The organism is Peribacillus phoenicis, assembly GCF_047238085.1.
Lineage (GTDB): Bacteria > Bacillota > Bacilli > Bacillales > DSM-1321 > Peribacillus.
Genome location: NZ_JBDFMF010000001.1, coordinates 141,954 through 157,280, shown reverse-complemented (window position 1 = coordinate 157,280; position 15,327 = coordinate 141,954). Strand labels below are relative to the sequence as shown.

Below are 15,327 nucleotides of genomic sequence, written 5' to 3'. Positions count from 1 at the left end.
AGTTTATGATGCTCATTATGGGACCAACAAAAAATGTGCGCCGGATGGCACACATTTTTTCTTCATCCTATCTGATTTTCCCTTAATGAACTGCGGTTTAGATCGTAATAAAAACCCCTCTGCCGCAACAATTCATCATGGGATCCTTTTTCAATGATCCTTCCTTCATCAAGTACAAGGATTTGATCACTTTGCTGAATTGTATTCAATCTGTGGGCAATGACAAAACTTGTCCTTCCCTCCATCAAGCGGTGTAATGCTTCCTGGATTTTAAGCTCGGTTATCGTATCTATGCTACTTGTCGCTTCATCCAAAATCAATAAAATGGGATCGGCTAAAATTGCCCTGGCAATCGATAATAGCTGGCGCTGCCCCTGACTTATTCCACTGCCATCTTGATTCAAGATGGTTTCATATCGATCTGGCAGTTTCATGATAAAGGAATGGGCATTGGCAAGCTTGGCTGCATTCACCACTTCTTCATCTTCTGCCTCCAGCCGGCCGTAGCGGATATTTTCACGAATCGTACCTTGAAACAAGAAGGAATCCTGTAAAACGAAGCCCATATGCTTACGGAGACTGGACCTCGTCACCTGTTGGATATCCTGGCCGTCAATCAATATCCGGCCGCTGTTCGGCTCGTAAAAACGTGCAAGAAGATTAATGATCGTAGTCTTACCGGCCCCCGTGGGACCTACAAGCGCGATGGTCTCCCCCTTTTTTGCATGGAAACTAACATCATATATCGTTTGCTCTTCATCATTATACGAAAAGGAAACACCCTCAAAGTCCACCTCACCGCGGACATCACGAAGTTCAGAAGCCTGTTTCTCATCCACTTCCTCTTCTTTTTCATCAAGTATGGCGAAAACCCGCTCAGCGCCGGCAACAGCTGAGAGGAGTGTATTGAATTGGTTAGCCAGGTCATTGAGCGGACGGGTGAATTGCCTTGAGTACTCGGTGAAGATGACAATTACCCCGATGGAAACCGTACCTATGCCACTCAGCGCCAAAAATCCGCCGACAGCGGCTATTACCGTGAAACTTAAGTTGTTCAGTAAATTCATCAGTTTTGGAATCAGCCCTGAGTATGATTGTGATAGAAATCCGGCTTTCTTTAAATTTTCACTCCGGATGATAAAATCACGGATCACTTTATCTTCCTGTGAAAAAGCCTTTACGATCCGTTGTCCGGAAATCGTTTCTTCTATAAACCCGTTCAGTTCTCCAAGGTTCTTCTGCTGTGCTTTAAACAGCTTTCCCGTCCTGTTCGTTATCCACCTCAGACCGAAGAACATGAGAGGAACGATGAATAAGGTTAAAACGGTTAATAAAGGGCTCAAATACAGCATAACTCCAATCGTCCCGACCAGTGTCAGCACACTTGAAAAAATCTGGATGACTGAACTATTCAAAGTGGAACTGACATTTTCTATATCATTCGTGACCCTGCTCATCAATTCCCCATGCTGACGCCGGTCAAAAAAGGGAATGGACAACTGGTGAAGCTTTTTGAATAGTTGATTGCGCATCGCATAAACCGTATCCTGCGCGATTCCGATCATCCAATAATTCTGGAGCCACATGGATAGGGAATAGAATATATAGACTCCGAGAAGTCCGAAAAGAAGGCTGATCAGCCCCCCGCTATCTCTTGTGACAATATAATCATCAATGGCCATCCCAACAAGAAAGGGGCCAAGCAATCCCAAAACCGAGCTTATCAGAACCATGAAAAGGACACAAAATAGCAGGCTTTTATTCGTTGCTAAGTAGGGAATGATCCTTTTTATCGTATTCCAGGAGTTGATCGGTTTAGACTTTGCCTTATCGGGAGATATTCTTCGACTCAAGCGAAATCCCCTCCTCCCCAAACTGTGAGTGAACGATTTTTCGATAAAGATCGCTTGTTTGCATCAAATCCTGATGTTTCCCCAGCGCAAGGACTTGACCGCTTTCCAGCAACAAGATTTTGTCAGCCTCCATGGCTGTACTGATTTTTTGTGTAATGATGAGCGTTGTGCATGTATAGCCCTTTAAAGCGGCAAGCAATTTACTTTCCGTCTTCAAATCCAGCGCACTTGTACTATCATCCAGAAGGAGAATCTTCGGTTTGCGCACCAATGCTCTTGCGATCGATAAGCGCTGTTTTTGCCCTCCCGACAGATTCACTCCTTTTTGCCCTAACTGGGTTTCATATTGCTTCGGAAGTTTCATTACAGTCTCATGGACCTGAGCATGCATGGCTGCAGCCATGATTTCCTCCATCGAGGCACCTTCTTTTCCCCAAGCGACATTATTCTTTATGGTACCTGAAAATAGCAGGGCCTCTTGCGGTACATAGCCGATCCTGTTCCGCAGCGAATTCAAGGGAATATCTTTCAGATCCTGGCCATCAATTTGAATGGAGCCGCTTTCAACTTCGTATAATCTCGGAATCAGCTGAAACAGTGATGTTTTCCCTGATCCTGTCGCTCCTATGATGGCAAGCGATTCTCCCGGATCGATGGAGAAGGTCAAGTTTTTCAATATCGGGGTTTCGGTTCCAGGATAGCGGAAAGATACATCCAGAAACTTAATGCCTCCCCCATTGACGGCCCCACTCTTGCTTACCGCCTTACCTTCATCAATATCTATCGGGGTTTCAAATATTTCCGTCACACGTTCCGCTGAAGCCTTTGCACGGGAAATGACCATGATCAGCCATGAAAAAACGGAAAGGGATGCCGCAATCCTCGTGGCATAGTTGACAATCGCCACAACTTCCCCTACCTGTATATCTCCCGTTGTTATAAATTCACTTCCAAGCCAGAGAATGATCAGAATCGCCACATTCATGACCAGCATCAGCACAGGCATCGTCGTTTCAATTAAACGAAGGGAAGACACAGTCTTTCTTTTCAACTCTTCATTCGCATCATCAAATCGGCCGATTTCATGCTCCTTACGAAGAAAAGCTTTGATCAAGCGCATGCCTATCAGATTTTCCCTCATGACACCATTGACATTATCGAGTTTTTTCTGGACGAGCTTAAACAGCTTAGCCGCCCGTTTCATAACCCATCGCAAGAAGAAAACAAGAACCGGAATTGAAATGACCAAAACAAGGGATAATTTCAAATCGACCGCAATAGCCATTATCGCTCCGCCGATTACGATCAATGGCGCCCTCGCCATGATACGCAAGCCCATAAAAACCGTATTTTGAAGTTGGGTCACATCATTTGTCATCCTTGTTATCAACGAGGAAGTCGGGATATTATTCAAATTCGCAAAAGAAAACGCCTGTATTTTACCAAAAAGGCTTTTCCTGATATCATGTCCAAAGCTTTGACTTACATGTGATGCCGTAAAGGAATTAACAATCCCGCCAAGAAATGAAAAAACAGAAAGCCCAACCATGACACTTCCCCATTTAATCACCACCGATAAATCTTTCTGCAAAATGCCATCATCAATTATTTTTGCTATAAATAAAGGTTGTAACAGCTCTACCCCGAGCTCGACAATCATTAAGGATAAAGCAAGAATGATCAAAAGCCAGTACGGCTTAAGAAATGAGGACAATTTTTTCATCTATGACACCTTCGATTCTCCGTATGTAAATAGCATCTTTTCATCCTCTCATTATACATTTTTATACAGATTTTTTAAAAGATTTTAACTGTTTTAAAGCATTGGTAAAAATCTTGATTTTTTTTATAAATACCCTTGACAAATAACAGGAAATAAGCGAAAATTCTAATTGATAATGATTTTCAATTTCATTATTGATCTCTGAAATTTGATAAGCAATTACGATATTCTCTTATCGTACCCTTTTGATATTGTACATAGATACAATGTCGCCCCGGCTTCTCTGTGCCTAGTAAAATTATATGCTCATTAGCGAATGCAAGTCACTAGAATATTGCCCCCTCTTTATTCAAGTAATTTATTCACGTTGGAAGCATATTAGGCAGCCGGGGATTATTTTTTTTCAACTATTAAATTTACATATATGATTAAAGGAGCAGGATGATCATGAAACTAGAAGATATCATTAAAGAACGGCGCAGCATCAAACGATTTAAAGACATTCCTGTTCCTATTGATACCATCCAATCATTATTGGAAACTTCAACATGGGCACCGAACCATAAATTGACCCAACCGTGGCGCTTCGTCGTGGTTCTGGGTGATAGCCGCTTAAAACTCGCAGAAGCAACCCGTGCATTCATGGAAGGCAAAGAGAAGGACCCTGAAAAGAAAAAAGCAGCCGGACAGCGAGGATATAATAAACTTATAGGTGTACCGATGTTTGTCGCAGTGATCATGGAAGAGAATCCGAATCCCATGACACGTGAAGAAGATTATGCGGCTACAAGTGCCTTGATTCAGAATTTCAGCCTGCTTGCCTGGGAACAGGGAATCGGGATGATATGGGAAACATACGGCATGATACATAGCATGGAGTTTCGTGAAGCTTTAGGCGTGAAACCTGGCGAGAAGATCGTGGCCAGCCTTCACGTTGGCTATCCCGATATGATCCCTGCCCCGCGTCCAAGGAACGCGATCGATCAACTCCTGACCATTATGGACTAACATAAAAGGAAAGCCTCCAATCTTCCATTAGGAGGCTCAGACTGTAGGCAAACTCGATGAAAATCGAGTTTGCCTACAGTTTTTTTATGACTTTTACAATTTGAACGTTGATCTCCTCTCCAGGCACTCGCTTTCCGTGGGCGGTCCGGGCTTCCTCGGCTTACGCCTGCGGTGTCTCCCCTTGACGCGCTTTCCCCGCAGGAGTCTCGCACCTTACGCTCCAATCAACTTTGTTTTAATATACAGATAGAACTTATTCCTACAGTCTTTTTTGTATTAAATATAGAAGTATTAAACTTGAGGTGATAAGGATGGCTTTCTAAACATGATTCTATTCAGCGAGATCAACTCAAAGTGAATATTTTAAACCAATTGGGGATAACATCCAGAAGCAGCATTTGTCTTAACTTTATAGTCTTTCCCAGCTTTATAATACGAATATACCATACCAATTCACTGCAATAAGTATCCGCGTCTTTTAGCTCAGATTCAATATCCCCATACGGTCATTGCCACTATCATAAAGTACCAGATGAAAAGTCCAGCCGTATGTATAGTGACTAAAAGATTGATCACAAAAAAACCCCCTTCTAAAAGGAGGTCACTGATCTATTATTCTCAAAAGAACTCGTGATATAATGCCTGAATCGCCGTCTCTTCGTTGTGCCCTTTCACACCGAACATCATGCTTACCTCAGAAGAGCCCTGGTTGATCATCTCAATATTCACCTTTGCTTCGGCCAAGGCTTTTGACGCTCTTGCCGTTGTACCGACATTATGACGCATCCCTTCCCCTACAACCATGATCAAGGCCAGATCATGCTCCACATTCACTTCATCGGCATGCAGCTCTTTCTTGATTCGGGAAATGATTTTATTCTCGGCTTCACCTTTCATCTGATCCTGCCTTAGAATAAGCGTCACATCATCAATGCCTGATGGAATATGCTCATATGAAACTCCATAATCTTCGAGGATGTGCAGCAGTTTCCGGCCAAAACCAACTTCCCGGTTCATCAAATATTTGCTAATGTAAATACTGCAAAATCCTTTATCACTTGCAATCCCAATAACGGGCCCGTTCGTATTATCCCGTGTATTCACAATGCGGGTCCCTTGTGCCGCCGGATTGTTCGTATTCTGAATATGGACAGGTATTCCCGCACGGAATGCAGGAATCAGCGCCTCATCATGAAATACCGAGAAACCTGCATAAGAAAGCTCACGCATCTCACGATAGGTTAGTTCCCGGATTCCCTTCGGATTGGAAACCACATTTGGATTCACCGCATAAACGGCATCCACGTCCGTAAAGTTCTCATACAAATCAGCTTTGACCCCATTCGCAAGAATCGAACCAGTAATATCTGAACCGCTTCTTGAGAAGGTTAACACATCACCATCTAACGTATATCCAAAGAACCCTGGGAATACAACGATTCCTGGTTCATCACGCAGAGCATATAACCGATCATAAGACTCTGGCAGCACCTTGGTGAATCCACCTTCATCCGTTACGATCAAGCCCGCCTTCTTTGGATTGATATACTGTGCCTCTACACCACGGCTTTGAAAATAACCTGCGACCAGCTTCGCATTATTATCCTCGCCGCTGGCCTTCAAGGCATCCAGATAGCGCTTCGGGTTAGTTTGGTCTGCATGCAGCAGTGCCATTAAATTCTCATGAATCCCAGTGATGACACTCTCAGATATATCCAGCTCTTCAGCAATGCTCGCATAGCGGAATACAACATCTTCTATCAAATGCTCTCCGTTATCCCCGCGCAACTGCTGTTCCGCAGCTTCAATCAATAAATCCGTCACCTTTATATCATCGGAATTGCGTTTTCCTGGAGCCGAAACGACCACAATCTTCCTCTCTGGATCAGAAACAACAATTTCGAATACCTTCCTCAACTGTTCACCTGACGCAAGTGAACTTCCACCAAACTTTGCAACTTTCATCTCGACATCCCCTATTTTCGTAAATATTCTGTCAAAATCAACTCTCCCTATTATTACGCTTTTTCTCGAAACAATCAAGTGGAAATTCCATTATAGGAGGACATTTGTATTTTTAAAAAGGACAAATCATCAGGACGACTGATAAAGAATGGCTAAAAACAAGGAAAAAGACAACGGGCATATGCCCATTGTCTCTCCTATTCTTTAGCGATTATCCACGGTTTCCGGGTATAAGTCATGGTTCATCAAGCGGTAATTCGCCATTTCCTCATACTTCGTACCTGGTTTCCCATAATTTGTGTAAGGGTCGATGGAAATTCCGCCCCTAGGTGTAAACTTGCCCCAGACTTCAATATATTTAGGATCCATCAATTCGATTAAATCATTCATTATGATATTCATGCAGTCTTCATGGAAATCACCGTGATTGCGGAAGCTGAATAAATAAAGTTTCAAAGACTTGCTTTCCACCATTTTCACACTGGGAATATAGCTGATGTAAATGGTAGCAAAGTCCGGCTGGCCCGTTATCGGACATAAGCTAGTGAATTCCGGGCAATTGAATTTGACGAAATAATCCCGGTTCGGATGCTTGTTATCGAATGACTCAAGGATTTCAGGCGCATAGTCAAATGTATATTTTGTTCCTTGATTCCCAAGCAGTGTGATCTCTTTTTTTAATTCTTCTTCTTTTCTTCCAGACATGAAAAGTCCTCCTAATCCCACGTTTCAGGGAGATTCATAAAATGGGCCTCTATATAACAAAAACCATATCTCCTCAAAGATATGGTTGATTCGCGAAAAATATCAAAGCCATAGTTTTTTTAAGAGGGTGATGCTATGAACCTCTCCCGTTTATCGGGAAATATTTTAAAATTGTCTTAGTAAATATAAAAAAAAATAGTCAATCTGTCAATGCAACTCTCTTAAATTGGGTTTGATTCCTTTATATATTCAGTTTAAAATGGAAAAAGCAGTTCAACCTATAAGAAAGAAGAGAATATACACATGTGGATTTTTGCAGCACTCATCACAAGCTTATGTTTCGGAATCAATAACAGCATTTTCAAATGGAGCAGCGGAAAAGGATATTCCAAGATACATATCCAATTTTTCTTTTATTTTTCAGCTTTTATTTTGTCCATTATTTATGGAGTATTTATGGATGGTTTACAGCTGAACTGGCTGTCCATCATGCTTGGTGCAGCAATTGGTGTACTGAACGCTAATGGTAACATCCAGATGGCAAGCGCCTTTGAAAAAGGGCCGGCAAGCTTGACATCACCATTAATCGCAGCGAATGCAATATTCCCCATACTCTGTGCAGCTTTAATTTTTCACGAACATATTTCTTCCTTGCAGTGGAGTGGAATCGTCTGCATGTTTCTCGCTACATTAGTTATCCAGTATACACCTAACGCCAAAGGTAACCATCAATATGTCCCTTGGATCATGCACACATTATTCTCCATCTTATCATTTGGTGTGCTCGGAATTCTAATGACGACATCAACACGTCTTCATTTAAACTCCCTTGATATCTTAGTATCAATGTATGGAGGCGGAATGCTTTATCTTCTTTCGGCTCTGGCCTTTAAAAAAGAAAAAATCAAGCTAAAGGAAGTCAAAATCGGTTCCTTAGTAGGTTTTTTAAGTATGATAGGCTATGGATGTTATTTCTTTGCATTGAACACCGGGATTGCAAGCATCATTTTCCCTGTCGTCAGCCTGAACTGTTTAGTTGTCGTATTCGCTGGATGTTATTTATTCAAGGAAAAACTAAAAATCTATCAAATTGCTGGTGTTCTTGCAGCATTAATCGGTATTATTTTAACTAAAATATGAATATAGTTCGTTTACAAAAACAACCTGGCTGTCATGTGTTTCAAGCCAGGTCGTTTTTTATTTAACCGGGAAATGTGGCAGGTCAAAAAAAAATGTTGACACATGCTTAAAAATATCAGATAATTTTGAATATTAATTCTTTCGATTTTACAGCTTTTGAAATGTTTGAAAAATCCTCTGCCACGGGTATTAAAGAAATAGGTACAACCACCTCATTTAATTCTGAATCAAGAAAGGAAAGATGCATAATGGTAAAAGTTACAGTAACAGTTGATTTCCAAGGAAAATCTTATCAAACTAACGTCCTTACTAAACCGGGTACAGATCATGAAGTAATTTTACAACAAGCCCTTCATCAAGTTGAAAAGCAATGGAAAGCATAAAAAAGCAGGCATCGTAATAGATACCTGCTTTTTTATTACCATTAAATAATATCCAAAATATTTTTCATATGCACGATTAAAGACCCTCTTGCAGCAATTCCCTCCTATTTAAAAACACAAAGACACTAAAATTCAGTCGTCAGTTTGTGTAAGTAAACCTCTCAATCTGAATAACAAGTAATTAAGAATTTTCTTTAATGAAAAAAGTACCTAAATGAATAAAAGACTTATAAAAAATGACGATCTTTTAAAGGACCGTCTCAGACTTTAGACAATTTAAACGTTAATTTCCACTCCAGGCACTCGCTTTCCGCGGGCGGTCCGGGAGCCTCCTCGGCGCCTTTGCGCCTGCGGGGTCTCCCTTGGACTCGCATTTCCCGCAGGAGTCTCGTACCCTCCGTTCCAATCAACTTTGTTTTAAAATTTAGATAGAACCCCTTATGTCTACAAACTTGATAATAATTGATTTTTGGTTCTTTTAAGCTAAGTTACTTATTAATGGCACGGAACGTTCTTGGAGGCTATCGGAAAACAAACTATAAGAAATGAGTTTCTTCTTGTACTGTTTAACTACATCCACGCGGTCATTGTAAATGTACACAAATAACTTAACATCAATTTTGCCTTTTTTAGTATCAATGACCAATGGAGTCCCACTGTCCTCTGGATGTAAAAACAATTGCTCGTTACCCGGGAATATATGATTTTTCTTCAAAAATCTGGCGTTATTAAAATGATTAATAACTTGAATTTTTTCTTCACCTTCCAAACGTTTTCCGTCAAAGGATACGATCGCATTCCCGCCACTAATTTCTGAGTGTATTTTAAATTTGCTGATAATCCAATTAACAGCATCGGTTGGAAGACAGGAAACCAATATTTTTAACAAACTTAAGATAATTGTCAAAATCAAAACCGGCAATGTCAATTCATCATCTCCGCTACATTTATAAATTATTTCTTTCATATATAACTTATTATATCAATAGGGCTGGCAGTTTTTCTTAGAAGATGTGTCCGTTCTATTAACGTTTTACTTTGGTAAAACATTGTACTTAAACACAATTTCCCCTTAATAAATATAATGTTCCGAAATGGTTATACTAAACAAAATGATTTCATCCAAATCCTTCTTAACAAATTTATACTTATTAAAATACAAAAAAACTGGGCGTCATCAAGACGCCCAGCTTTTCCGGAATCGATTATTGATATCCCCAAATCATTGTTAGCATTGTACCGAAAATTGTAACCAATGCAACGAACAATCCGTAATAAACGTTTGTGTAAATCGATGCTTTATCTTCAGACTCACCTGCGTGCATGAACATAACTAATTGCAGTGCAGCTTGCATGAAAGCTGTAACAAGCAGGATGATCATGGCCATTTTTAGTGAGAGATCAAACATAATAACTGATAGTGCGACCAAAGTCAGGACTAGAGAAAACGCAAATCCCATAACTTGGCCCCGTGGGAATAATTCTTTCATATTACATCATTCCTTTCAGATAGACGAAACTGAAGATGAAAATCCAGACAACGTCCAAGAAATGCCAGTAAAGTGAAAAGATGAAAGCCTTGTTTGTTGTTTCTGGAGTCATACCGCGCTTTTTGATCTGCATGACGATGAAGGTTCCCCAGAATAAACCAAGTGTAACGTGAGCTCCATGCGTACCTAGTAATGTAAACAAACTAGATAAGAAAGCACTTGTTTGAATGGTTGCTCCTTCATGTACATACTCCACGAATTCATAAATTTCGACTCCCAAGAAGCCTAAACCAAGAATAAGGGTGATAATGAAGAAACCAATCGTTGCTTTCTGTCTGCCAAGTCTCATTGCATTGATTCCAAGACCTATGGTAAAACTACTTGTTAAAAGAAAGATTGTTTGGAACATTAAGGTTGGGAGTTTAAAAAGATGTTCCCCTGTTGGACCATTTCCAGTTCCATTAACCAATACAAAATAAGTGGCGAATAGTGTAGCGAAAAGAGCTATTTCTGCTCCTAGGAAAATCCAGAATCCAAAAATCTTTAAGCGATTTTCTTCCGTGCTATATTCTAGTGGCAGCGAGTTATCTATTTTCATTACTTAGCACCTCGCAATTTATTTTCAGTTTCTTCGATCTCTTCAACAGAGATATAACGTCCGTGATCTTTTTCGAATGAACGGTGAATCATACAAGCAAAGATACCGATCGTTGCAATGATTGCAATGATCCACATGCTGAATACCATCGCAAAGCCCCAAACGAAGAAGATACAGCTCATGATAAACGGCACACCACTGTTATTTGGCATATGGATCTTTTCTACTTTACCGCCAAATAACTTAAAGCCTTTTTTCTTTGAATCCCAGAATGCTTCTGTAGAATCAACTGTTGGCACAATTGCAAAGTTATATTCAGGGATTGGTGTATGTGTAGCCCACTCTAGTGAACGTGCATCCCATGGATCGTTTGAAATATTTCTTGACGCATAACGAGTGCTCCAATAGATATTGTACACAATAAGTGCAAAACCTATTGCCAAGCCAATCGCTCCAACGAACGAGAGCATATTCAATGGACCATACCCTGTTGATTCAGAGTACGTATACATACGACGTGCCTGCCCATCTAAACCAGTGATGAACATCGGGAAGAATGTTACATTAAAGCCGATTGTAATGAACCAGAACGACCATTTCCCAATCTTTTCGCTCAACATGAAACCGAACATTTTTGGCCACCAGTACGTGAAACCAGCAAGTACGGCAAATACAGTACCAGGGATTAAAACGTAGTGGAAGTGAGCTACTAAGAACATTGTATTATGGTATTGGTAGTCAGCACTTGCCATTGCAAGCATAACCCCTGTTACCCCACCGAGCGTGAAAATCGGAATGAAAGCTAAAGAGTATAGCATTGGAACGGTAAACACGATTTTACCTTTCCAAAGTGTGAACAACCAGTTGAAAATCTTAACACCAGTCGGGACGGCAATTGCCATCGTGGTAATCGAGAAGATACCATTAACCATTGCACCGTGACCCATTGTATAGAAATGGTGAGCCCATACAATGAAAGATAGAGTAGAAATAGCTACCATGGAGATAACCATCGAATTATACCCGTACAGGTTACGACGTGCAAATGTCGAAATGATTTCACTGTAAATACCGAAAGCCGGAAGAATTACTATATAAACTTCAGGATGTCCCCAAACCCAGAACAAGTTCGCCCAAAGCATATCGCTACCGCCATTGGCCATCGTAAAGAATTGAGTTCCGAATAGACGATCCATTGTCATCAACGCAAGTGCCACTGTCAATACAGGGAAAGCAAAAACGATAATGAAGTTTGTGATCAAGATAGACCATGTGAACATTGGCATTTTCATTAAGTTCATGCCAGGTGCTCTCATTTTCAAGATTGTTACGATAAAGTTGATACCAGTCAGTAATGTACCGATACCAGCTATTTGAATTGCAATCGCGTAATAGTTCGAACCTACTGATTCACTGAAATCGTTACTTGCCAGCGGGAAGTAAGATGTCCAACCTGCATCAGGAGAACCACCGACTACGAAAGAGATGTTAAATAGCATTGCCCCCATGAAGAATAACCAGAAGCTTACTGCGTTCAGACGTGGGAATGCTACGTCACGCGCTCCAATTTGCAATGGTGTGACAATGTTCATTAACCCAATGATAAATGGCATAGCCATGAACAGGATCATGACGACCCCGTGTGTTGTAAATACCTCATTATAATGCTGTCCATCCAAAAGACCGTTATCTGGAATAGCCGTTTGAGCACGCATCATAAGAGCATCGACGCCACCACGGAAAAGCATAAGCAGTGCTGCCAAGATGTACATGATACCAATACGTTTATGGTCAACCGTTGTTAACCACTCACGCCATAAGTAACCCCATTTTTTAAAATAGGTAATTCCGGCAACAACCGCAATCATGGTTAAACCAATGGCAACCATGGATGCATAAATCGCAGGACTTGGATGAGGTACGGCAAATCGATCAAAGTAATCCATACTTTTGTGACTCCTTTCAGGAAAATATTCCTTATCTTGTAAACCTAGTTGTTTTATCGAACGAAATTAATTCTTAGTGATCATGATTCATGTTGCTGTGTTCTGAATGTTCCTCGTGTGAATCCTTGGAAGCATTTTCTTCCTTATCAGAAGATCCGTGGTCATGACCAGCATTTTCCCCTTCAGGAGCTGGAGAAAACTCTAAGTGAGTTCCAGTGTAAGTGGATTGTCCCACATGACCAGGTTTTAATAATTCATTGAATTTTTCCTCAGTAATCGGTTTAGCAGTAGCTTTAATTTCATCTACCCACTTATCGTATTCTTCTGCAGACAGTACATTAACGTTGAACGTTTGCTGAGCAAAACCTGAACCACTGAAGTTTGAATTTCGACCCATATACTCTCCTGGTACATCAGCTGCTAAGTGCAACGTATTAACCATGTCCGACATCGCGTATTTTTGTCCTCCAAGTTGCGGAATCCAGAAACTTGAGATTGGACCGAATGAGTAAAGTTTAAATTCAATTGGTCGGTTAGTAGGTAAAAACAGATAGTTGACTGTTTCGATATCTTCTTCCGGATAACTAAAATGCCACTTCCAGTTGGAAGATGAAGCATAAATAATTAAAGGTTCCTGATCACCGTATCCTTTAGGTGTTGCCTCAACTTCATTTGTTGTTTTAACAGTAACAACGGATAGGAAAGCGACGATTAGAATTGGGATCGCAACCCAAATTATTTCAAGAACCTTACTTCCTTCAATATGAGGCGGTTCATAATCATCACGTTGTTTGGAAGCACGATATTTCATTATCATGAAGATATACAGTACCATAACGACAAGGACGACAAAGGCCATTGTCCATATCGAAATCATAATAACATCTGCTTGTGTTGCAGCTACCGGCCCTTTAGGGTCCAAGACCATTAATGGGTTATCGCAACCGGTTAGCACAGTGGCAATAGTAAAAAGTATAGTTAATAGAGCCCATTTTATTTTCATAGTACTACCCCTTTCTTACATAATAAAATTCCAATTGGTAATTATTCGGACAAAGTGTTACCATGTTCACAAACCCCGACATACCAATATTAATCCCAAGTCTAAAAAAAGACAATACAAAGTGACATCTGTCACATAAAGTTCATTAAAGAGCAGTAAGAAGATGGTAAATGAACTGAAATGTTCGAAAATCTTCAGCAAATGAAATATAATAAATGTTTCATATCTTGCCTTTGAAAATTCACTTATCAGTACAGGATTGCAGATAGTACCGATCCTCTTTCCATTTAATATTACTCTAATATAATGAAATAAAAATTTCACATTATATTCACTGTGTATATTGCCTCAAAACTCTTAAAGATTATGAATTATATTACCTATCCTGTCAATTAGGTATTTATCGTTAGAAAACATGATTTAAAACGGATTTTTTTCACTCGGCCATGGAGGTTGGTAAATGGTAGACACATTGGACACGATATTGTCTCCATGCTTCAATATCCTTATGATCCAACACAGGTCAATATTATATATATATAAGGAAACGACGAGTTTGAAATGAAATTGGGTTCTTTCGCAATCCTTATGGCCTGTCAGTATTTTTAAAACAGCCGTTTAGCAATAGGCTTGGTAGAAGTGGTTCTATCAAATCCCCTTTAGCAAAACCCACTGTCCTATAACCCCATATTGATACCTGTATCCCTTTTGAATTTTTAGTTAAAAGTACATAGAAAAAAATCCACGAAAAAAGGACTTCTTAAAGTGTCCTTTTCTCGTGGATATAGTTTAAAATGTAACAAATCGGTAATTCGATTCTGATATACATAAAATGAAAGCGTATTCATTGATTGAGATCAAGATGACTCAAATTCAGCAAGTTAGGCAAAAGAACAACTAGTTCTGTTTAGAAAAACAGTATATTGCCCTGTATTCCTCGTTTTAGTTACTGAATTCTGTACTTCTGTTTGTTGGAGCTTTAGCCTTTGTTTTCATTTTTATGATTTTAGTCGTTTCCGGTTCAATTCTTTTGCCTTTATGTGTATTCATTACCATTTCTTCTGTCAGGACAAAAAATATACCAACTAGAAAAATGGCAGCTGCGCTTAATGTGATGGCGATTCCAACAGCGGTAAATATATAATCCTTATTGTAATCGCTTACAAAGAAACTTAAAGCAAAAATAATAATTCCGATTACACAACCTGTGCCCGATACCCATTTAACTGCATCTAACATCTTCTGATTAGCTTCCATAATTTCATCCCCTTTCTTTCTATTTTATGACATTTCACAAATTTGTCAAATCTTTTCTATTTTTTAACATATCAACGATGAAAACCTTGACAAATAGAAGGCGCCACCATTCACTTTTAGGTATTCAAGACTATATGAACAAACTGCAAAAACAGGGCAAATACACTATCTATTTTTCCGATATTAACCTTTTGAATACTATAAAAAAACTTCCAATAAAAGACCCCTGTTGAATAATCAGGGGCCTTACCTCTTT

Annotated in this window: 13 protein-coding genes and 1 riboswitch; of the genes, 3 read left to right on the top strand and 10 right to left on the bottom strand. The window is 39.9% G+C overall.

The features are described from left to right. Positions 1–62 precede the first annotated feature (62 nt). Both ABC374_RS00790 and ABC374_RS00785 read right to left on the bottom strand, forming a co-directional pair. Positions 63–1,853 (bottom strand): ABC transporter ATP-binding protein, encoded by a 1,791-nt coding sequence (locus tag ABC374_RS00790; protein WP_413015246.1) that lies wholly within the window; start codon positions 1,851–1,853, stop codon positions 63–65. Next, the gene (locus tag ABC374_RS00785; protein WP_413015244.1) at positions 1,828–3,576 is read right to left on the bottom strand and encodes an ABC transporter ATP-binding protein; all 1,749 of its coding nucleotides are present in this window, start codon (positions 3,574–3,576) and stop codon (positions 1,828–1,830) included. The genes ABC374_RS00790 and ABC374_RS00785 overlap by 26 nt, the downstream gene beginning before the upstream one ends. Positions 3,577–4,023: 447 nt before the next feature. On the opposite strand from ABC374_RS00785, the gene ABC374_RS00780 reads away from it, so the two are divergent. Continuing rightward, on the top strand, positions 4,024–4,584 hold the full coding sequence (locus ABC374_RS00780) for a nitroreductase family protein (RefSeq protein WP_413015242.1): 561 nt from the start codon (positions 4,024–4,026) through the stop codon (positions 4,582–4,584). A 618-nt stretch (positions 4,585–5,202) separates the two neighbouring features. Here the strand turns inward: ABC374_RS00780 and ABC374_RS00775 are convergent. Both ABC374_RS00775 and queF read right to left on the bottom strand, forming a co-directional pair. Continuing rightward, positions 5,203–6,549, bottom strand: coding sequence for an aspartate kinase (locus ABC374_RS00775; RefSeq protein ID WP_413015240.1), 1,347 nt, complete (start codon positions 6,547–6,549; stop codon positions 5,203–5,205). A gap of 204 nt (positions 6,550–6,753) precedes the next feature. Beyond that, a complete protein-coding gene (gene queF / locus ABC374_RS00770) occupies positions 6,754–7,254 on the bottom strand; it encodes a preQ(1) synthase (protein WP_413015238.1) in 501 nt (166 codons plus the stop codon). A 104-nt stretch (positions 7,255–7,358) separates the two neighbouring features. Continuing rightward, positions 7,359–7,404: riboswitch (PreQ1 riboswitch) on the bottom strand. A 153-nt stretch (positions 7,405–7,557) separates the two neighbouring features. On the opposite strand from queF, the gene ABC374_RS00765 reads away from it, so the two are divergent. Together ABC374_RS00765 and ABC374_RS00760 are read left to right on the top strand one after the other, a co-directional pair. Then, positions 7,558–8,394, top strand: a complete 837-nt coding sequence (locus ABC374_RS00765; RefSeq protein WP_413015236.1) for an EamA family transporter — start codon at positions 7,558–7,560, stop codon at positions 8,392–8,394. Between the two features lie 125 nt (positions 8,395–8,519). Next, the gene (locus tag ABC374_RS00760) at positions 8,520–8,777 is read left to right on the top strand and encodes a BA3454 family stress response protein (protein ID WP_413015234.1); all 258 of its coding nucleotides are present in this window, start codon (positions 8,520–8,522) and stop codon (positions 8,775–8,777) included. 478 nt (positions 8,778–9,255) lie between these two features. Here ABC374_RS00760 and ABC374_RS00755 read toward each other — a convergent pair whose 3' ends face one another. The 6 genes from ABC374_RS00755 to ABC374_RS00730 form a co-directional block, all read right to left on the bottom strand. Beyond that, positions 9,256–9,744 (bottom strand): YfmQ family protein, encoded by a 489-nt coding sequence (locus ABC374_RS00755; protein WP_413015232.1) that lies wholly within the window; start codon positions 9,742–9,744, stop codon positions 9,256–9,258. A gap of 238 nt (positions 9,745–9,982) precedes the next feature. Further along, positions 9,983–10,267: a cytochrome aa3 quinol oxidase subunit IV gene (qoxD, locus tag ABC374_RS00750; protein WP_048684982.1), complete on the bottom strand. Its 285-nt coding sequence runs from the start codon at positions 10,265–10,267 to the stop codon at positions 9,983–9,985. A 1-nt stretch (position 10,268) separates the two neighbouring features. After that, complete coding sequence (gene qoxC, locus ABC374_RS00745) at positions 10,269–10,865, bottom strand: cytochrome aa3 quinol oxidase subunit III (RefSeq protein ID WP_413015229.1); 597 nt, start codon at positions 10,863–10,865, stop codon at positions 10,269–10,271. Beyond that, positions 10,865–12,811, bottom strand: coding sequence for a cytochrome aa3 quinol oxidase subunit I (gene qoxB, locus ABC374_RS00740; RefSeq protein ID WP_101224932.1), 1,947 nt, complete (start codon positions 12,809–12,811; stop codon positions 10,865–10,867). The genes qoxC and qoxB overlap by 1 nt, the downstream gene beginning before the upstream one ends. A gap of 73 nt (positions 12,812–12,884) precedes the next feature. Next, complete coding sequence (gene qoxA / locus ABC374_RS00735) at positions 12,885–13,814, bottom strand: cytochrome aa3 quinol oxidase subunit II (RefSeq protein WP_413015227.1); 930 nt, start codon at positions 13,812–13,814, stop codon at positions 12,885–12,887. Positions 13,815–14,756: 942 nt separating this feature from the next. Next, positions 14,757–15,071 (bottom strand): hypothetical protein, encoded by a 315-nt coding sequence (locus tag ABC374_RS00730; protein ID WP_241590067.1) that lies wholly within the window; start codon positions 15,069–15,071, stop codon positions 14,757–14,759. Positions 15,072–15,327 lie beyond the last annotated feature (256 nt).

What these genes read in the sequence shown, in the direction of transcription:
- ABC374_RS00780 (WP_413015242.1), top strand. Translation starts at nt 4,024, where the DNA reads ATGAAACTAGAAGATATCATTAAAGAACGGCGCAGCATCAAACGATTT.
- ABC374_RS00765 (WP_413015236.1), top strand. Translation starts at nt 7,558, where the DNA reads ATGTGGATTTTTGCAGCACTCATCACAAGCTTATGTTTCGGAATCAAT.
- queF (WP_413015238.1), bottom strand. Translation starts at nt 7,254, where the DNA reads ATGTCTGGAAGAAAAGAAGAAGAATTAAAAAAAGAGATCACACTGCTT.
- qoxD (WP_048684982.1), bottom strand. Translation starts at nt 10,267, where the DNA reads ATGAAAGAATTATTCCCACGGGGCCAAGTTATGGGATTTGCGTTTTCT.
- ABC374_RS00775 (WP_413015240.1), bottom strand. Translation starts at nt 6,549, where the DNA reads ATGAAAGTTGCAAAGTTTGGTGGAAGTTCACTTGCGTCAGGTGAACAG.
- qoxC (WP_413015229.1), bottom strand. Translation starts at nt 10,865, where the DNA reads ATGAAAATAGATAACTCGCTGCCACTAGAATATAGCACGGAAGAAAAT.
- ABC374_RS00755 (WP_413015232.1), bottom strand. Translation starts at nt 9,744, where the DNA reads ATGAAAGAAATAATTTATAAATGTAGCGGAGATGATGAATTGACATTG.
- qoxA (WP_413015227.1), bottom strand. Translation starts at nt 13,814, where the DNA reads ATGAAAATAAAATGGGCTCTATTAACTATACTTTTTACTATTGCCACT.
- qoxB (WP_101224932.1), bottom strand. Translation starts at nt 12,811, where the DNA reads ATGGATTACTTTGATCGATTTGCCGTACCTCATCCAAGTCCTGCGATT.
- ABC374_RS00785 (WP_413015244.1), bottom strand. Translation starts at nt 3,576, where the DNA reads ATGAAAAAATTGTCCTCATTTCTTAAGCCGTACTGGCTTTTGATCATT.
- ABC374_RS00730 (WP_241590067.1), bottom strand. Translation starts at nt 15,071, where the DNA reads ATGGAAGCTAATCAGAAGATGTTAGATGCAGTTAAATGGGTATCGGGC.